This window comes from Plantactinospora sp. WMMB782 (genome assembly GCF_049179135.1).
Lineage (GTDB): Bacteria > Actinomycetota > Actinomycetes > Mycobacteriales > Micromonosporaceae > Plantactinospora.
The window spans coordinates 4,851,753-4,868,978 of the sequence record NZ_JBMHMC010000007.1; the positions used below are offsets into that span (position 1 = coordinate 4,851,753).

General features: G+C 70.5%; 16 protein-coding genes, 1 tRNA gene and 2 pseudogenes. 14 read left to right on the forward strand and 5 right to left on the reverse strand.

What is annotated here, in order from left to right:
* The first annotated feature begins 23 nt into the window (after nucleotides 1-23).
* The 14 genes and pseudogenes from ACN28A_RS23985 (at nucleotide 24) to rny (ending at nucleotide 13,300) form a co-directional block, all read left to right on the forward strand.
* Nucleotides 24-722, forward strand: a complete 699-nt coding sequence (locus tag ACN28A_RS23985) for a UdgX family uracil-DNA binding protein (protein ID WP_421398263.1) — start codon at nucleotides 24-26, stop codon at nucleotides 720-722.
* Nucleotides 723-866: 144 nt separating this feature from the next.
* Nucleotides 867-1,430, forward strand: coding sequence for a nucleotidyltransferase family protein (locus ACN28A_RS23990; protein ID WP_421398264.1), 564 nt, complete (start codon nucleotides 867-869; stop codon nucleotides 1,428-1,430).
* Nucleotides 1,427-2,017 carry an AAA family ATPase gene (locus ACN28A_RS23995; protein ID WP_421398266.1) on the forward strand — a complete coding sequence of 197 codons (591 nt, stop codon included), beginning with the start codon at nucleotides 1,427-1,429 and terminating at the stop codon, nucleotides 2,015-2,017. The genes ACN28A_RS23990 and ACN28A_RS23995 overlap by 4 nt, the downstream gene beginning before the upstream one ends.
* Nucleotides 2,017-2,829: a hypothetical protein gene (locus ACN28A_RS24000; RefSeq protein WP_421398268.1), complete on the forward strand. Its 813-nt coding sequence runs from the start codon at nucleotides 2,017-2,019 to the stop codon at nucleotides 2,827-2,829. Before ACN28A_RS23995 ends, ACN28A_RS24000 begins: the two co-directional genes overlap by 1 nt.
* Nucleotides 2,830-2,832: 3 nt before the next feature.
* Entirely contained in the window at nucleotides 2,833-3,993 is a 1,161-nt protein-coding gene (locus tag ACN28A_RS24005; RefSeq protein ID WP_421398271.1) for a hypothetical protein, read from the forward strand.
* A gap of 78 nt (nucleotides 3,994-4,071) precedes the next feature.
* Entirely contained in the window at nucleotides 4,072-5,214 is a 1,143-nt protein-coding gene (locus ACN28A_RS24010) for an acyl-CoA dehydrogenase family protein (RefSeq protein WP_421398273.1), read from the forward strand.
* 171 nt (nucleotides 5,215-5,385) lie between these two features.
* Entirely contained in the window at nucleotides 5,386-6,744 is a 1,359-nt protein-coding gene (locus ACN28A_RS24015; RefSeq protein ID WP_421398276.1) for an MFS transporter, read from the forward strand.
* 42 nt (nucleotides 6,745-6,786) lie between these two features.
* Nucleotides 6,787-6,987, forward strand: coding sequence for a DUF3046 domain-containing protein (locus ACN28A_RS24020; RefSeq protein WP_421398278.1), 201 nt, complete (start codon nucleotides 6,787-6,789; stop codon nucleotides 6,985-6,987).
* Between the two features lie 217 nt (nucleotides 6,988-7,204).
* Nucleotides 7,205-8,056 (forward strand): annotated as a pseudogene (recA, locus tag ACN28A_RS24025) (recombinase RecA); the annotation flags it as partial.
* Between the two features lie 42 nt (nucleotides 8,057-8,098).
* Nucleotides 8,099-8,671 (forward strand): annotated as a pseudogene (locus ACN28A_RS24030) (LAGLIDADG endonuclease); the annotation flags it as partial.
* A gap of 171 nt (nucleotides 8,672-8,842) precedes the next feature.
* The gene (locus ACN28A_RS24035) at nucleotides 8,843-9,346 is read left to right on the forward strand and encodes a hypothetical protein (RefSeq protein WP_421404618.1); all 504 of its coding nucleotides are present in this window, start codon (nucleotides 8,843-8,845) and stop codon (nucleotides 9,344-9,346) included.
* A 22-nt stretch (nucleotides 9,347-9,368) separates the two neighbouring features.
* Complete coding sequence (locus tag ACN28A_RS24040; RefSeq protein ID WP_421398280.1) at nucleotides 9,369-10,133, forward strand: regulatory protein RecX; 765 nt, start codon at nucleotides 9,369-9,371, stop codon at nucleotides 10,131-10,133.
* A gap of 9 nt (nucleotides 10,134-10,142) precedes the next feature.
* Nucleotides 10,143-10,850 carry a 3-keto-5-aminohexanoate cleavage protein gene (locus ACN28A_RS24045; protein WP_421398283.1) on the forward strand — a complete coding sequence of 236 codons (708 nt, stop codon included), beginning with the start codon at nucleotides 10,143-10,145 and terminating at the stop codon, nucleotides 10,848-10,850.
* A gap of 674 nt (nucleotides 10,851-11,524) precedes the next feature.
* Nucleotides 11,525-13,300: a ribonuclease Y gene (rny, locus tag ACN28A_RS24050; RefSeq protein ID WP_421398286.1), complete on the forward strand. Its 1,776-nt coding sequence runs from the start codon at nucleotides 11,525-11,527 to the stop codon at nucleotides 13,298-13,300.
* Nucleotides 13,301-13,461: 161 nt separating this feature from the next.
* Here the strand turns inward: rny and ACN28A_RS24055 are convergent, their stop codons facing one another.
* The 5 genes from ACN28A_RS24055 to ACN28A_RS24075 all read right to left on the reverse strand — a co-directional run bounded on the left by ACN28A_RS24055 (nucleotide 13,462) and on the right by ACN28A_RS24075 (nucleotide 17,219).
* Nucleotides 13,462-14,349, reverse strand: coding sequence for an amino acid ABC transporter permease (locus ACN28A_RS24055; RefSeq protein ID WP_421398289.1), 888 nt, complete (start codon nucleotides 14,347-14,349; stop codon nucleotides 13,462-13,464).
* The gene (locus tag ACN28A_RS24060) at nucleotides 14,346-15,002 is read right to left on the reverse strand and encodes an amino acid ABC transporter permease (RefSeq protein ID WP_421398291.1); all 657 of its coding nucleotides are present in this window, start codon (nucleotides 15,000-15,002) and stop codon (nucleotides 14,346-14,348) included. Before ACN28A_RS24060 ends, ACN28A_RS24055 begins: the two co-directional genes overlap by 4 nt.
* Nucleotides 15,003-15,088: 86 nt before the next feature.
* The gene (locus ACN28A_RS24065) at nucleotides 15,089-16,024 is read right to left on the reverse strand and encodes a glutamate ABC transporter substrate-binding protein (protein ID WP_421398294.1); all 936 of its coding nucleotides are present in this window, start codon (nucleotides 16,022-16,024) and stop codon (nucleotides 15,089-15,091) included.
* Nucleotides 16,025-16,105: 81 nt separating this feature from the next.
* Entirely contained in the window at nucleotides 16,106-16,888 is a 783-nt protein-coding gene (locus tag ACN28A_RS24070; protein WP_421398296.1) for an amino acid ABC transporter ATP-binding protein, read from the reverse strand.
* 235 nt (nucleotides 16,889-17,123) lie between these two features.
* Nucleotides 17,124-17,219: transfer RNA gene (locus tag ACN28A_RS24075), tRNA-Sec, on the reverse strand.
* Between the last annotated feature and the right edge of the window lie 7 nt (nucleotides 17,220-17,226).

Here is a 17,226-nt window from a genome sequence, read left to right on the forward strand (position 1 = left end):
GGGTAGCGGGTAGAACATGCGCTATGTCTGAGACGGATACCGCTCCCGGAGCGCAGGAGTTCATCCCGGCCGACGCCGGCAGCCTGGCCGAGCTGCGCGACGCGGCCGGCGGCTGCCAGGGCTGTGAGCTGTACCGGGACGCCACCCAGACGGTCTTCGGCCGGGGCGACGAGCACGCCCGGGTGGTCTTCGTCGGCGAGCAGCCCGGCGACATGGAGGACCAGAAGGGACTGCCGTTCGTCGGGCCGGCCGGGCATCTGCTGCGGCGGGCCGTCGACGAGGCGGGCATCGACCCGACCCAGCTCTACATCACCAACGCGGTGAAGCACTTCCGGTTCGAGATGCGCGGCAAGCGACGGCTGCACAAGACGCCGGACCGGGTGCACATCGTCGCCTGCCGGCCCTGGCTGGTCGCCGAGTTCGCCCGGCTGCACCCCGAGGTCGTGGTGGTGCTCGGCGCGACCGCGGCCAAGGCGCTGCTCGGCCCGTCGTTCCGGGTCACCCAGTCCCGGGGCGTACTCCTGCCCTGGCCCGAGTCGGCGCAGCGACCGCAGGACTTCGCCAAGGTGCCGGTCGGGCCGTCCGGGCAACAGGAGTCGGTCGCACCGACCCGGCTGGTCGCCACCATCCACCCGTCCGCGGTGCTGCGCGCCGACGACCGGGACGCCGCGTACGCCGGTCTGGTCGCCGACCTGAAGGTGGTGGCCGGCGCCCTCGGCTGATCAGCCCACCAGCGCCCGGCGGCCACGGTGCGCGGGACCGGCCGGACCGGGCAGCGCCGTGCCGCTCTCGGCCGTATCCGGGCTGTCCGGAGCCGACTATCCTGATCGGAGACTTCCACGGCCGGGTCGTCCGAAGGATCGCCTTTGACCTCACAGGTACCCGCGCACGAAATGCGGCTCGCGGAGCTGGTGCTGGGAGACGAACGTCATCGGAAGCTGCTGACGGCCGTCAGCGAACTGGATCTGCCGGACTGCTGGCTGGCCGCTGGCTTCGTCCGGAACCTGGTGTGGGACCGGTTGCACGGGCGGCTCGGCCTGGTGCAGCTGAACGACATCGACGTGGTCTACTTCAACCCCGGACTGACCGAGCCTGCGGTGGACCGCCGGTTCGAGGCGGCGCTGCGGGAGCGTTTTCCTGCCGAGAACTTCTCGGTGAAGAACCAGGCCCGGATGCATCGCCGCAACGGCCATCCGCCGTACGCCGACACCGGCGATTCGATCACCAGGTGGCCGGAGACCTGTACCGCCCTCGGGGTGGCATGGCGCGACGGCGTCGAGATACTGGCACCGTTCGGGCTCTCCGACCTGTTCTCCCTGGTCGTCCGCCCCACCGCGACCGACCCGGAGACGGTTGCCCTGGTCGAGCGTCGAGTGGTCGCCAAGGGGTGGCGGCAACGGTGGCCCCGGCTCGTCTTCGAGCTGCCGTGACCGGGCAACCGCTGGTCGTCGTCACCGGTCCGCCGGCCGTCGGGAAGACCTCCGTCCGGGAGGTCCTGCGGCCGATCCTGCAACAGCGCTCGGCAGTCCTCGAGCTGGGCATCGACGACGTGCTGCGGGACATGTACCGGCGTGGCCTGCTCGTGGGCTGCGCGGTGCTCGGCGACGACGCCGCGTTGATCCTGAGCTCCTGGGAGGTGGCGGTGGAGCGCGCGCTGGCCGACCTGACCCGGCAACTGGACCTGTCGCACGCATCGCCGACCCTTGTCGAGGTGCCGCTGGTCCCGCAGTGGCTGGCAGCGCTGTCCCGCAACTCCTCGCTGGCCCGGCGCACCCTGCTGATATACCTGCACGCCCCGGTCGAGGTGCGGGTCGCGCGCAACCGCCGCCGTGGCCGCGACCGGGTGTCGGAGAAGAACCTACGAGAAATGAGCGATCACATTTCACCGAAACTGCTCGGCGAGCTGGCCGCGTCGACCTCGGCGGTGTTCACGTTGGAGACCACGACCAGTCTCGACGACGTTCGTCGGCGGTGTGCGGACCGGCTCACCGCCTTCGTCGAGGGATGGCCGGAGTAATGGCCGTCTTCAACACTCTGGTGCTGGCGGCGTCGCTGCTTTTCGGCTATCTGCGGCGGGACGATGCGTATGCTCTGGAAGTGTCGATCGGCATTGCCGGAATAGCCCTGGCCAACATTGTCGCGCGAATCGCGATCTTCGAGCCGCGATACTTCTGGCCGACCCTGCTCGCCGGCACGATCTATCGTCGCCGGGAGTTGCGGGTCTCCATCTCCTACCTGATCGCCATTCCGGTCGACGAGACACAACTGCTGGTGCGAGGGCACCGGATCACCACCCAGTACCAACCGGTTGGCGGGGTGTTCAAATACCGGCTATCCGACAGCGAACTGAGCCGGCGGTTCAACGCCCGCCCCGACAGCCGCTTCACCCGTGACCAGCTCAGCTCGAGCGACCTGCGCCTCCGCCTTCCCGGCAGGGACCTGCACCGGCTGCTGCGCTGGTTCGAGTCCCGCCGCGACCGGGAGCTCTTTCCGACACGGGAGTTCTATGAGGAGTTGATCGCGACAAAGATTCTCGACCAGTCTGACTTCCCGTTCACGGACTGCGCCTACCTGGGCACCCGCCACCTGCCGCTGCGGTACGACCGGTACTCCGGCCTCAAACAGCTCATCGTCGGGGAGATCTACGAGTTGCAGCCGACCGAGCGGCAACTGGCGGCGTTGCGCCGGCTCAGGGAACGCCACAGGTATTCGCCAGTGGAGGGGATCTATTTCGCCACCCGGGAGGAGATCGACCGAGGTGGTATCGTTACCGGCGCGCAGGCAACCTTCGACATCGCACCCACGGCATCCTGGCTCGTGAAGGGATAGCAGATGGCCGAGCAGGTCGGCTCGCTGGCGGAACTCGGCTGGCTCCGGCTAGACAGCCTCGGCGACGATCCCCTGATGCGCGAGCTGCTCGAGCTGCGCGAAAGCTGTGCCAGGAACTTCACCCGGTTGATGACGGCGGGCCGACCGGACGAGGCGGAGCTGACCTCCACCGGCCAGTACGGTTTCACCAGGGACGGCGACGAGAGTGCCGTGGCACTCCGCGAGGTGCGCAGCCACCTGGTGATAAATCAGGCGCTTCCCGAGTCGCATCCGCTCGCGTTCCTCGTGCCGACGTTCTACGGCGACCACCTGACGATTCCCGGCACCGAACCGTGGCTGGCCGACGCCCGCCGACTGCACCGGGTGCTCGACCTGCTCACGCTGGAGACGATGGAGCGGATCGAGGAACATCTCGGGCTGTCGTTCGGTGCCATCGCCGGTCCGATGGCGATGGGTGAGCGGCTGCTCCGATTCCAGTGGTATCCGGCGTTGCCGGCGGGAACCGACGAGGTCGCCCTGGTCGACGTCGACGGAGGTCGGATTCCGGTCGGCGGGAGACTGCTGGCAGACGGTGGTCGGCGGTCCCGGGTGGTGAGGGTCGGACCCCACCGGGACATGGGCCACTGGACCTGGCAGGTGCACAGCACCGACTCGCAGTTGCGTTTCTGGGACCATCGCCGGCAGGTCCCGGTGCCGGTGCCGCGGGGAGACTGGATCTACGGCAACGTCTGCGAGTTCCTGGAGATCGAGCACCCCCGGCTGCACACCCCGATCCACTGGGTGGACGCCGACGGCGGCAGCGGCGATGTCGACCGGATGTCGATCTCCTACTTCGCGCATGTCCGGCCGGGTGTGTCCCGGCAACGACTCGTCTGGGGCGTCGAGCTCTATCGCCGACTGGCGGCGTTGGGCTATGCGACGGATGCCGACGTGGAGCACGCCGCCCGGCTCGTCGCCAGACGCGCCGACGACCCGGATCTGATCCTCGCCACGCTCGACTGGGAACTGGCGAACCCGGCCCCGGTCCCGGGTTTCGCCGCCGGGGTGTCCCGCTACTACCGGCGCCGGCCCGGCGGCGGTGGTGCTCCCGCCCTCCGCGACCGCGCCGACGCGGGCAGCCTGCGTGACCCGGCGGCGGCGCAGCGCCAGCCCGACCCCGATTGACGGCGCGACGGGCCGGCCGAGGCGTCAAGGTGGGGCAAGGGTCAGGGCCGCCGACGGTCACCGGGCAGACTGACCGGCATGGAACAGCACCTCTACGAGTCCGTGCACGACGACTTCCGCGAGCTGTGCCGGGCGTTCCTGGCCCGCGAGGCGGTGCCGCACCACGACCGGTGGGAGTCCGACGGCATCGTGGACCGCGAGGTGTGGCGCCGGGCCGGTGCCGCCGGACTGCTCGGGATGGACATCCCCGAGGAGTACGGCGGCGGTGGCCAGCGCGACTTCCGGTTCAACGCCGTACTCGTCGAGGAGATCGTCGCCAGTGGCTGCTCCGGGCTCGGGTTCGGGCTGCACAACGACGTGGTGGCGCCGTACCTGAACGAGTTGGCCACCGAGGCGCAGCGGGCGCGCTGGCTGCCCGGCTTCTGCACGGGCGACACCGTCACCGCGATCGCGATGAGCGAGCCCGGCGCCGGCTCCGACCTGGCCGGGATCCGCACCACCGCGACCCGGGACGGCGACGACTACGTGCTGACCGGCCAGAAGACCTTCATCACCAACGGCGAACTGGCCGACCTGGTCGTGGTGGTGGCGAAGACCGCACCGGAGCGCGGCGCGCACGGGGTGAGCCTGCTGGTGGTCGAGCGCGGCACCCCCGGGTTCACCCGGGGCCGCCGGCTGGCCAAGGTCGGCCTGAAGGCCAACGACACCGCCGAACTCTTCTTCGACGGGTGCCGGGTGCCGGCGGCCAACCTGCTCGGTGTGCAGAACAGGGGCTTCCAGCACCTGATGGCGAACCTGCCCCGGGAACGGCTCGGCATCGCGGTCGCGGCGGTCGTCGCCGCCGAGCGGCTGCTCGCGGTCACCCTGGAACACGCCCGGTCCCGGGAGGCGTTCGGGCAGCCGATCGGGGCGTTCCAGCACAACAGGTTCCTGCTCGCCGAGCTGGCCACCGAGGTCACCGTCGCCCGGACCTTCCTGAACCACTGTGTCGCCGAACACAACGCCGGCCGGCTGACCGCGGTGGACGCGGCGAAGGTGAAGTGGTGGACCACCGAGTTGCAGAACCGGGTCGCCGACCGCTGCGTGCAACTGCACGGCGGCTACGGCTACATGCTGGAGTACCCGGTCGCCCGGGCCTGGCTGGACGGGCGGGTGCAGACCATCTACGGCGGTACGACCGAGATCATGAAGGAGATCATCGGCCGCGGTCTGGGGCTGTGACGGCGGCCGGACCGGGTTGCGCCCTCGGCGAATCGGGGTTGAAGAGTTCCCGGTGGGCGTGCTTCGATCCGCGGGTAAGGATGGCCCCGCCCACCGCTCCTTGCCGCGGCTGACGGGCGCCGCCCGGCGCCTGGCGGTGGCGGGTCCGGACGGGGGACGGGAGCGGGCTGCATGACGACGGAACTGCACACCGGAGTCGACGGCCGACCCGCCGGGACGGCACCCCTCGACGTACGCCGGGTCCAGCGCCGCACGCTGCTGCTGCTCTGCCTCACCCAGATAATCGGCGGCACCGGAATGACCATCGGGATGACCGTCGGCGTGCTGCTCGGTGCCCGGCTCGGCGGCACCGCGGTCTCCGGCCTGGTGCAGAGCGCCTCGGTGGTCGGCGGCGCGCTGCTCGCCGTGCCGGTGAGCCGGATCATGCGTACCGGGGGGCGGCGGTCGGGGCTGGCGGTGGCGTACCTGGCCGGTGCGCTGGGCGGGGTCCTGATCGTCGTCGCGGCGATGCTTGCGTGGGTACCGCTGCTCTTCGTCGGTGCGGTGCTCTTCGGCGGCGGGACGACCGCCGGGCTCCAGGCCCGGTACGCCGCCGTCGACCTGGCCGAGCCGACCCGCCGGGGGCGGCACCTGTCGATCGCCGTCTGGGCCACCACCATCGGCGCGGTCACCGCCCCGAACCTGGCAGCGCCGGCCGACCGGTCGCTGGCCTGGACCGGGGTACCCGTGCTGGCCGGCCCGTTCGTCTTCAGCGTGCTGGCCTTCGTGCTGGCTGCCGGCGTACTCCTGGTGTTCCTCCGGCCCGACCCGCTGCTGACCGCGCGCCGGCTCGCGGCCCCCACACCCGCCGAGGCCCCCATCCCCGCCGAGGCCGGCGCCGCTGCCGACGGTGCTGCGGGCTCCGGAGCGCCGGTCCGGCGGGACGAGGGGCTGCGCGGCGCGCTGCGGGTGGTCCGGGACCTGCCGGCCGCCCGGCTCGGCATCTCCGCCGTCGCGACGGGGCACCTGGTGATGGTCGGGGTGATGGTGATGACCCCGGTACGCCTCGGCGAGTGGCACTCCGACGCCCACCTGCTCCGGGTGGTCGGCCTGGTACTCAGCCTGCACATCGCCGGGATGTTCGCGCTCGCCCCGGTGGTCGGCTGGCTCACCGACCGGCTCGGCCGGCGGGCGGTGATCCTCGGCGGACTCGGCCTGCTCCTCGCCGCCTGCGCGGTCGCCGGGACGGCCGGACACGACACGGTCCGGATCTCGATCGGGCTCACCCTGCTCGGGCTGGGCTGGTCCGGCACGATGGTGGCCGGCTCGACCCTGCTGTCGGAGTCGGTGCCGGTCGAGGTGCGCCCGGCGGTGCAGGGGCTCTCCGACCTGACGATGGGGCTGGCCGGGGCGCTCGCCGGTGCGCTGAGCGGGTTTGTCATCCAGGTGGCCGGCTATCCCGTGCTCAACCTGCTGGCGGCGGTCGCCGTGGTGCCGCTGCTGGCGCTAGCGTTGCGGACGGCGCTGCCGCGGGTAGGCGCCGACGGGTGAGGCGACCGGGCCGGCGGGCCCGGGGTGGAGGGGGAGTTCCCGGTGCGGCTGACAGACTTCTGGGCGCGGCTGGAGCAGGCGTTCGGTCCGGCGTACGCCGGCAGCATCGCCGCCGACCAGGTGTTGCCGCAGTTGGGCGGCCGGACCGTCCGGGAGGCGCTGGACGCCGGCGAGGAGACCGTGGTGGTGTGGCGGGCGGTCTGCGCGGCGTACCCCGACCGGGTGCCGGCTCGGCTACGCTGATCCGTCGATCGACGTACGTCTCCACGTGATCGATTGGGCACTTACGGTAGTTTGGCGTGTCGTGTGTCGAGTCGTACACCTGTTCGGCTATTGTCCACAGCGGGGTGCCCGTCCACAGGTCGCGGCCAGCCGGCTGTTTTCTGTCGGACCGAGCGCCTAGCGTGTGCGCGTGACGAAAAGCTCAGCGAAGCAGCCGGCGAAGGCAGGGGTGGCAACCATGGCGGCAGGACCTGACCGGGAGAAGGCACTCGACCTTGCTCTCGCTCAGATCGACAAGCAGTTCGGCAAGGGCTCGGTGATGCGGCTGGGGGAGCGGCCGGTCATCCAGACCGCCGTGATCCCGACCAGCTCCATCGCGCTCGACGTGGCGCTCGGGGTGGGCGGCCTGCCGCGCGGCCGGGTCGTCGAGATCTACGGTCCGGAGAGCAGCGGTAAGACCACCGTCGCGCTGCACGCGGTGGCGAACGCGCAGAAGGCCGGCGGGATCGCCGCGTTCATCGACGCCGAGCACGCCCTCGACCCGGAGTACGCGAAGGCGCTGGGCGTGGACACCGACGCGATGCTCGTCTCCCAGCCCGACACCGGTGAGCAGGCGCTGGAGATCGCCGACATGCTGATCCGGTCCGGCGCGCTGGACATCATCGTGATTGACTCGGTCGCCGCGCTTGTGCCGCGCGCCGAGATCGAGGGTGAGATGGGCGACAGCCACGTCGGCCTCCAGGCCCGGCTGATGAGCCAGGCGCTACGGAAGATCACCGGTGTGCTCAGCCACACCGGCACCACCGCGATCTTCATCAACCAGCTCCGGGAAAAGATCGGTGTCATGTTCGGCTGCATGTCTTACTCGACGAGGGTCACCCTCGCGGACGGCACGCAGGAGAAGATCGGCAAGATCGTAAACCAGCGCATGGACGTGGAGGTGCTCTCCTACGACCCGGAGACCGACCGGGTGGAGCCCAAGCGGATCGTCAACTGGTTCAACAACGGACCGGCCGAGGAGTTTCTCCAGTTCACGGTCGCCAAGTCCGGTGGCAACGGGCGGGCGCAGTTCGCCGCCACCGCCAACCACCTCGTCCGGACCCCGGGCGGCTGGCGCGAGGCCGGCGAGCTGATCGCCGGAGACCGGGTGATGCTTGCCGAGCAGCGTCGGCTCAGCGAGCAGCAGTGGCAGGTGGTGCTCGGCTCGCTGATGGGTGACGGCAACCTCTCGCCCAACCGGCATGACCGGTCCGGGGTGCGGTTCCGGCTCGGCCACGGCGCCGAGCAGGCCGGCTACCTCGACTGGAAGGTGTCGCTGCTCGGCAACATCCCGAACTCGCGTCGGACCGACGCCCGGGGAGCGGTCTTCGCGGACTTCACACCGCTGCCCGAGCTGGACGAGTTGCGTCGGGCGGTCTACCTCGGCGACGGGAAGAAGCACCTGAGCTGGGACTACCTCAAGGTTCTGACGCCGCTCGCGCTCGCGGTGTGGTACATGGACGACGGCTGCTTCACGCTGCGGTCCAAGGGGCTCCAGCAGCGTACCGAGGGTGGCTCGGGGCGGATCGAGATCTGCGTCGAGGCGATGGCCGAGGGAACCCGGGAAAGGCTTGTCGAACACCTGCGGGACGCATACGAGCTGGATGTGAAGCTGGTGAGCCGGGGTGCTCGGCGTATCGCGTTCATCCAGTTCACCACTGCGGCCTCTGCCAGGTTCCAGGAGATCGTTGCGCCGTACGTGCCGATGGCAATGGAGTCCAAGTTGCTTCCGCGCTTCCGTGGCGGGTCTGTCGTCCAGCCGGAGTTCGTGCCGGCGGAGTTGACGCCGGTGCCGGCGCGGATCATCGACGTGCGGGTCAAGCCGAAGACCCGATCGATGAACCGGTTCGACATCGAGGTCGAGGGCAACCACAACTACTTCGTTGACGGTGTGATGGTGCACAACAGCCCCGAGACCACCACCGGTGGGCGGGCGCTGAAGTTCTACGCCTCGGTCCGGCTCGACGTGCGACGCATCGAGAGCCTCAAGGACGGCACCGACGTGGTCGGCAACCGGACCAGGGTCAAGGTGGTGAAGAACAAGGTCGCGGCCCCGTTCAAGCAGGCCGAGTTCGACATCATGTACGGCAAGGGCATCTCCCGGGAGGGCTCGCTGATCGACGTCGGCGTCGAGCAGTCGATCATCCGCAAGTCCGGTGCCTGGTACACCTACGACGGTGACCAGCTCGGCCAGGGCAAGGAGAAGGCCCGCGAGTTCCTCCGGGAGAACCCGGACGTGGCCGCCGAGATCGAGAAGAAGATCCTGGAGAAGCTCGGTGTCGGGGTGGCCTCCGGCGCGGACGCGGCCGGCGGGCCGGAGTTGCCGCCGGTGGACTTCTGACGTCGACTGACTCCACATCGACGTGGCAGGACGACGTGGTGCCCGTACGGGCCGGGGGTGGGATGCCGCCCCGTCGGCCCGTACGGGCGGCAGTGGCCGCTCGCGCCGAGGCAGGTCCGGTGACCCGGCCGCAGCATCCGGCCAGGGGGCCGGCTCAGGGCGGTGGCCCGGCAGGGGCGCCGGGCCCGGCGAAGCATCCGGGGCCGGTGACGGGGCAGCCGAGTCGCCGCCGACGAAGCCGCGTGACGAGGCGGAGGCGGCCCGGGAGATCTGCCTGCGCCAGCTCGCCGTACGCCCGCGTACCCGGGCCGAGCTGGCCGCCGCACTGGCCCGGCGGGGCATCTCGGCGGAGGTGGCGGACGAGGTCCTCGACCGTTACGACGAGGTCGGCATCATCGACGACGCCGCCTTCGCCCGAGCCTGGGTGAGCAGTCGTCACCAGGGTCGGGGGCTGGCCCGCCGGGCACTCGCCAACGAGTTGCGCCAGCGGGGCGTGGACGCCGACATCGCCACCGAGGCACTCGGCGAGCTGGACGAGTCGACCGAGGCGCAGACCGCCCGGCAACTTGTCGACCGGAAACTGCGTACCGCCACCGGCTCGCCGGAGGCGGTCTTCCGGCGGCTGGTCGGGATGCTGGCCCGGAAGGGCTACCCGCCCGGGGTGGCGATCCGGGCGGTGAAGGACGCGCTGGCCGACCGGGACGCCGAGGCGGCCGAGTTCGCCGACCAGATCGATGCGGACGCGCTGGCCGAAGCCGGCGCGGAACCCGATCGAGACGCGCTCTAGGGACCTCCCGTGTTGCTGAAGGCATGCCTCAACGGCGGGGTACGCCGTGCCGAGCACCCCGCCGTGCCGATCACCCCCGCCGAGCTGGCCACCGACGCGGCCCGCTGCCGGCTCGTCGGTGCCCTCGCGGTGCACGTCCACCCCCGGGATCGGGACGGGCGGGAGTCGCTGGCCGGCCCCGACATCGCGGCGGCGGTCGACGCGATCCGCCGAGCCTGCCCCGGCCTGCCCGTCGGGGTCAGCACCGGCGCCTGGATCGAGCCGGAACCGGCCGCCCGGGTGGCGGCGGTACGCGGCTGGACGGTGCTGCCGGACTTCGCCTCGGTGAACGCGCACGAGCCCGGTGCCGAGCTGGTGGCCGGCGCCCTGCACGAGCGGGGTGTCGGCGTCGAGGCCGGCGTCTGGACGGTCGAGGCGGCGGCGGACTATCGGCGGTGGCGGGTGCCCTGCCTGCGGGTCCTGGTCGAGTGCATGCGCCCGGAGCCGGCCGACGCGCTGGCCGACGCCGCCGCGATCCTCGGCACGCTCCCCGTCGATGCCCCACCGGTGTTGCTGCACGGCGAGGGCCCGGCGACCTGGGCGGTGCTGGCCGAGGCGGTCCGGCGCGGGCTCGCCACCCGGATGGGACTGGAGGACATCCGTACCCTGCCGGACGGCTCACCGGCGGCCGGCAACGCGGAACTGGTCGCGGCGGCGGTGGCGCTGGGCGCCGGTTGACCGCGCCGGCACCGCGGCAGAGCTCGGGTCGCCAGCCAGAGGCGAAGGGCCGGGCTCTCGGCACGGCCGAACGTCGGGCCTCGGGACGACCGAAAGTCGAGCGGCGCCGGCCCCGACGGTGGAGTCGGATTTCGGACTCGCCCCCTTATGCCCGCCCCGCTAACAGCGAGTGGTGAGCGTGCCGTCGCCCTCCGTCAGGCGAAGGCCTGGATCATGAGTTTCTTGACCGAATGCCCCATCGCGACCTAGCCTCGCCTTAGACGAGTTTTCCCGACCATCGCAGGCTAAGCGCACAACATAGATCGCGTAACAGTACGGCATCACTTCGGCCGGGTTCACCCGGCCAGATATTCGGTCACCGGACGGGCCGGTCCGGTGACCGCAGCACCAGCAGCACCCGGTCGTCGGCGGTGTCCCCGGGGGGCACTGCCCGGTGGCCGTACCCTCGGCCAGCCGCCTCGGTCGGGCGTCGTGACAGCCGTAGGGGCACGTCTCACCCATGGACGTGACCTCCGGCGCGGACGGCACAGGGGAGGCGGCCATGACCGAGCGGGCCAAGATCGGTAGCGGGTGCAGTCACGCCGGGGTGCCGGCATGACCGAGCTACGCGAGCGAATCAGCCGGTTCAGTGCGGATGTGCCTCATGGCGGCACGCGGCGCAGCGGAGTGCCGGCATGAGTGGCCTCGAATGGGCGCTGCTGGCCGCCATCGTCGGATTGGCCGCGCTGGTGGTCGTCGCGATCAGCCTGGGCGCCCGTGCGCTGCGCCGGATCGGGACCGTGACCGCCGCGCCGGCAGCCGACGACCCTGCCTTCGTCGCCGAGAAGGACCGGCAGGAGCAGTCGCTGGCGGCGCTGCGTACCGCCGCCGACGAGGCGTCGTCGAGCGTCGACACGGCCAAGTCGGCCGCGGCTGCCGCCCGAGCCGACGCCGCCGCCGCGAAGGCAGAGGCCAGCGCGGCCCGTGCCGAGGCGCAGCGGGTACTCGACGCCGCCCGTGCCGAGGCCGACACCGTGCTGGACCGGGCGCACCGGCAGGCCGAGGCGGACGCCGAGCAGGTACGCGCGGCGGCCCGGCGCAGCGGCGAACGGGAGATCTCGCTGCTCGCCTCCACCACCCGGGAACAGGCGGCCGAGGTGGAGCGCCGGGCACAGCGGATGGACGAGCGGGAGCGGCTGCACACCGAGGAGGTCGAGCGGCTCGCCGAGCGGGAGCGCGGGCTGACCGCGATGGCCGCCGAGCTGGCCGCCCGCAAGGCGGCGCTGGCCGCCCGGGAGAAGGCGCTGGCCGAGGCGGAGGAACAGCGCAGGCGGGAGCTGGAGCGGATCGCCGGGCTGACCGCCGAGTCCGCCCGGGTCGAGCTGGTGGAGGCGATCGAGGGCCAGGCGAAGCGGGAGGCGGCGATCCTGGTCCGGGACATCGAGTCGGACGCCCGGAACACCGCCGAGCAGCGGGCCCGGCACATCGTGGTCGACGCCATCCAGCGGGTGGCAAGCGAGCAGACCGCCGAGAGCGTGGTGAGCGTGCTGCACCTGCCCGGCGACGAGATGAAGGGCCGGATCATCGGCCGCGAGGGGCGCAACATCCGGGCCTTCGAGTCGGTCACCGGGGTCAACCTGATCATCGACGACACCCCCGAGGCGGTACTGCTCTCCTGCTTCGACCCGGTACGCCGGGAGATCGGCCGGCTGACCCTGGAGAAGCTGGTCCTCGACGGCCGGATCCACCCGCACCGGATCGAGGAGGTCTTCGAGACCGCGAGGCACGAGGTGGAGCGGCTCTGCCAGCGGGCCGCCGAGGACGCCCTGGTCGAGGTGGGGATCACCGAGATCCACCCGGAGATGGTCAGTCTGCTCGGCCGGCTGCGCTACCGGACGTCGTACGGGCAGAACGTGCTCAAGCACCTGATCGAGACCGCGCACATCGCCGGGATCATGGCCGCCGAGCTGCGCCTGGACATACCGTTGATCAAGCGTTCCGCCTTCCTGCACGACATCGGCAAGGCGCTCACCCACGAGGTCGAGGGGAGCCACGCGCTGATCGGCGCCGACCTGGCCCGCAAGTACGGCGAGACCGAGGAGGTGGTGCACGCGATCGAGGCGCACCACAACGAGGTGCAGCCGCAGACCATCGAGGCGGTGCTGACCCAGGCGTCCGACGCCTGCTCCGGCGGCCGGCCGGGCGCCCGCCGGGAGAGCCTGGAGGCGTACGTCAAGCGGCTGGAACGGATCGAGGAGATCGCCGCCGGCAAGTCCGGGGTGGAGAAGGTCTTCGCGATGCAGGCCGGCCGGGAGATCCGGGTGATGGTCAAGCCGGACGACGTCGACGAGATCGGTGCGGCGGTGCTGGCCCGGGACGTGGCCAAGCAGATCGAGGAGGAGCTGACCTATCCGGGTCAGATCCGGGTGACAGTGGTACGCGAGTCCCGGGTCACCGAGATCGCCCGCTGACCGGACCGACCGCCGCGACACGCGCTGCCTGCGGGGCTGGTCCGCCGCGACCCGCACCTGGAGGCTGCTGCCTGGAGGCTGCTGGATCGCCGCCACGGGCGCCGCCTGCGGGAGGCTGGATCGCCCCGACGGAGCGCCCCCGCGTGCGGGCTGGTTCCGTCTCAGACGGTGCCGGTGGTGGTGCCGCTCGCGGGCTTGCCGACGTCGTCACCGGCCTGCACCAGCGGGGCGGCCGTCTTCGGAGTACGCGTCATCCGCTTCTGCAACCACCAGGCCAGCAGCGAGAGCAGGCCGCAGATGGAGATGTAGATGGCGGCGACGATCAGGTACGTCGGCACGTACGGCAGCCCGAACGACAGCCGGCCGCCGATCGTCCTGCCGACGTAGAGCAGCTCCGGATAGGTGATGATGAAACCGAGCGCGGTGTCCTTGAGCAGCACGACGAGCTGGCTGACGATCGCCGGCAGCATCGAGCGGACCGCCTGGGGCAGCAGGATCAGCCGCAGCACCTGGTTCTTGCGCAGGCCGATCGCGTACGCGCCCTCGGACTGGCCCCGGGGCACGGCGTTCAGGCCGGCCCGGAAGATCTCGGCCAGCACCGAGCCGTTGTAGAGGGTCAGCCCGATGACCAGGGCCCAGAGCTTGTCGATCGGCCAGCCGTACTGCAACGGCACGTAGTAGCCGAAGAAGATCAGGATGAGCAGCGGAATGGCTCGGAAGAGTTCGACGACGAAGCTGGCCGGGGCGCGCAGGATCCACTTGTCGCTGAGCCGGGCGCTGGCGAACACGGCGCCGAAGAGCAGTGCCAGTACGGCGGCGATGCCGGCCGCCTTGAGGGTGGCCCAGAGCCCGTTGAGCAGCTCGATCTGGACGGCCTCGAACTTGAACTGTTCCCATTTGCGCGCCTCGAACTGGCCGGTCTCCCAGAGCCGGTAGCCGACGAAGGCGATCAGGCCGGCGATGCCGACGATCGTGAGGATCCCGATCAGGCCGTTGCGGCGGCGTGCCTTCGGCCCGGGAAGGTCGTAGAGAACCGTCGCCTGGCTCACCGTGCCACCGTCCACTTGCGCTCGAGGAACCGCTGCAGGAAGACCAGCGGAAGGATGAGGATGAGGAAGCCGATCGTGATCCAGAGCAGCACGGCGAACTGCGGTTCACCCCGCTCGGCCATGTACGCCGGGATGGCGCCGGCCTCCAGCACGGAGAATCCGGCGGCGATCGTGGTGTTCTTGAGCATCGCGATCAGCACGCTCATCATCGGCGGGACCATCGAGCGGAACGCCTGTGGCAGGACGATCAGCCCGAGTACCTGGTCGAAGGTCATGCCGAGGGCGCGGGCCGCCTCGGCCTGCCCGGCGGACACGGTGTTCACGCCGGAGCGGACCACCTCGCAGACGAACGCGGAGGTGTAGAGCGTGAGGGCGATGCAGGCGGCCGGGAAGTAGTCGATGTTGACATCGAGCTTCGGCACCGCGAAGACGAGGAAGGCGAAGACCAGCGTCAGCGGGGTGTTGCGCAGCACGTTCACGTACGTCGCCCCGAACGCGCGCAACGCGGGGATCGGGGAGACCCGCATCGCACCGAGCAGGGTGCCGAGCAGGAGGGTGAAGACGGCGGAGATCAGGAAGAGTTGGACGGTGGTGGTGAACCCGTCGACGAACAGTTTGTGGTTGTCCGTCAGCACGCGGAAGAACTCGCCCATGCCTCACTCTCAGTTCTCGCCGGGCCGGGCGGGAAGCGGACTCCCCGCCCGGCGTCGTCAGCAGATCAGTTGCGGTTGCCCGACTGTCAGTACCGCTCCAGGGTCGGCGGGGTCGCCGCGGAGCCGGACTTGCCCAGCGTGCCGTCGTAGATCTTCTGCCAGGTGCCGTCGGTGAACGCCGCCTCGATCTGGTCGTTGACGTAGTCCCGCAGCGCCTTGTCGTCCTTGGGCAGGCCGATGCCATACTTCTCGGTGCTGAACGGCTCGCCGACGACCTTCAGCTCGCCTGCGGCCTGGGCCGCGTAGCCCTTGAGGATGGCGTCGTCGGTGGTGAGCGCGTCCACCTTGCCGTCGAGCAGCTGCGACACGCACTCCGAGTACGTCTTGAACTCGACGATGTTCTCCGGCTCGGTCAGGCCCTCGTCCCGGACCTTCTGGATCGGGGTCGATCCGGTCGCGGAGCAGACCTTCTTGCCCTTGAGGGTGTCCTTGCCGGTGATCGCCGACTCGTCCTTGCGGACCAGCAGCGCCTGCCCGGCGACGTAGTACGGGCCGGCGAAGGAGATGTCGTTCTTCCGCTTGTCGGTGATCGAGTAGGTGCCGACGTAGTAGTCGACCTCGCCGCCCTTGATCGCGGTCTCCCGGTTCGCCGACGGGATCTCCTTGTACTCGATCTTCGCCGGGTCGACGCCGAGCTTGCTCGCGACGTACTGGGCGATCTCGATGTCGAAGCCGCACCGGGTGCCCTGGGCGTCCTTGTAACCGAGGAAGGGCTGGTCGAACTTGACGCCGACGGTGACCTTGCCGGCCGACTTGATCTTGTCGTAGGTCGGGCTGCCCGTGATCGTCACGTTGGAGGCCGGGGTGAAGGTCGTGCCGGACGTCTGGCAGGTGTCGGTGCTCGGGGCGTCGGAACCGTTGCCGGCGCCGCTCGGCGTCGGCGTGCCCTCTTCGCCACAGGCCGCCGCCGACAGGGCGAGCGCCGCCATCGCGGTAAGCGCCGCCATGCGTGCGATACGCATTATCTTTCTCCTCCTCTTCACGGAGCGGCGCCCGCAGCGACGCTCCACACTGGACCTAAAGGCTCGGGGCCGGTGTTCGACCTAGTGGGTCAGGATCTTCGACAGGAAGTCCTTGGCCCGCTCGCTGCGCGGATTGCCGAAGAACTCGTCCGGCGGCGCGTCCTCGACGAGCTGGCCGTCGGCCATGAAGATCACCCGCCTGGCGGCGTGCCGGGCGAAACCCATCTCGTGGGTGACCACGACCATCGTCATGCCGTCGTTGGCCAGCGAGGTCATCACCTCCAGCACCTCGCCGACCATCTCAGGGTCCAGCGCGCTTGTCGGCTCGTCGAAGAGCATCGCCTTCGGCTGCATGGCCAGGGCCCGGGCGATGGCGGCCCGCTGCTGCTGCCCGCCGGAGAGCTGGGCGGGATACTTCTCCGCCTGGCTCGCGATGCCGACCCGCTCCAGCAACTGCATCGCGCGCTCTCGGGCGGCGACCGGCTTCTCCTTGCGGACCTTGATCGGGCCGAGGGTCACGTTGTCCAGGATGCTCTTGTGGGCGAAGAGGTTGAACGACTGGAAGACCATCCCGACCTCGCTGCGCAGCCGGGCCAGCGCCCGACCCTCGGCCGGCAGCGGCTGGCCGTCGAACGTGATCGTTCCGGAGTTGATCGGCTCCAGCCGGTTGATCGCCCGGCACAGTGTCGACTTCCCGGAGCCGGACGGGCCGATGACCACGACGACCTCGCCCCGGTGCACGGAGAGGTTGACGTCCTGCAACACGTGCAGCGGGCCGAACCACTTGTTGACCCCGTCAAGCCTGATGAGCGGCCGGTCGGTCGTCGCACCGGCCACTTCGCCCGCCTCGCTCCGCTCGGTCATGCCCCCACCTGTCTCGTCCCATGAGCTGTCGCACCGGATTCAGGCCGAATCGGTTACGCAACTGTAGGGGACCTGACGTGCTGGAATGTAATCGAGTTCATCACGGGGCGATAACACCAGGGTCAATGATCCTCGCTGCCCGTAAAAGCGATCTGACTGCGGGTAGTTGCGCCTTCTCGGTCCGCTGCTCGGGCGCGACCCGAACCGGGCGAGCGGTCCGTGCGGGGAGTAAAGCTGGCGGAGGCGTACGGGAATCGAACCCGCCCGACCGAGTTGCTCGGTCGCATCGGTTTTGAAGACCGTGAGGACCACCAGGCGCCTGCCCGCCTCCGCGACCA

What these genes read in the sequence shown, in the direction of transcription:
- ACN28A_RS23985 (WP_421398263.1), top strand. Translation starts at nt 24, where the DNA reads ATGTCTGAGACGGATACCGCTCCCGGAGCGCAGGAGTTCATCCCGGCC.
- ACN28A_RS24000 (WP_421398268.1), top strand. Translation starts at nt 2,017, where the DNA reads ATGGCCGTCTTCAACACTCTGGTGCTGGCGGCGTCGCTGCTTTTCGGC.
- ACN28A_RS24005 (WP_421398271.1), top strand. Translation starts at nt 2,833, where the DNA reads ATGGCCGAGCAGGTCGGCTCGCTGGCGGAACTCGGCTGGCTCCGGCTA.
- ACN28A_RS24010 (WP_421398273.1), top strand. Translation starts at nt 4,072, where the DNA reads ATGGAACAGCACCTCTACGAGTCCGTGCACGACGACTTCCGCGAGCTG.
- ACN28A_RS24015 (WP_421398276.1), top strand. Translation starts at nt 5,386, where the DNA reads ATGACGACGGAACTGCACACCGGAGTCGACGGCCGACCCGCCGGGACG.
- ACN28A_RS24035 (WP_421404618.1), top strand. Translation starts at nt 8,843, where the DNA reads ATGAACCGGTTCGACATCGAGGTCGAGGGCAACCACAACTACTTCGTT.
- rny (WP_421398286.1), top strand. Translation starts at nt 11,525, where the DNA reads ATGAGTGGCCTCGAATGGGCGCTGCTGGCCGCCATCGTCGGATTGGCC.
- ACN28A_RS24060 (WP_421398291.1), bottom strand. Translation starts at nt 15,002, where the DNA reads ATGGGCGAGTTCTTCCGCGTGCTGACGGACAACCACAAACTGTTCGTC.
- ACN28A_RS24065 (WP_421398294.1), bottom strand. Translation starts at nt 16,024, where the DNA reads ATGCGTATCGCACGCATGGCGGCGCTTACCGCGATGGCGGCGCTCGCC.
- ACN28A_RS24070 (WP_421398296.1), bottom strand. Translation starts at nt 16,888, where the DNA reads ATGACCGAGCGGAGCGAGGCGGGCGAAGTGGCCGGTGCGACGACCGAC.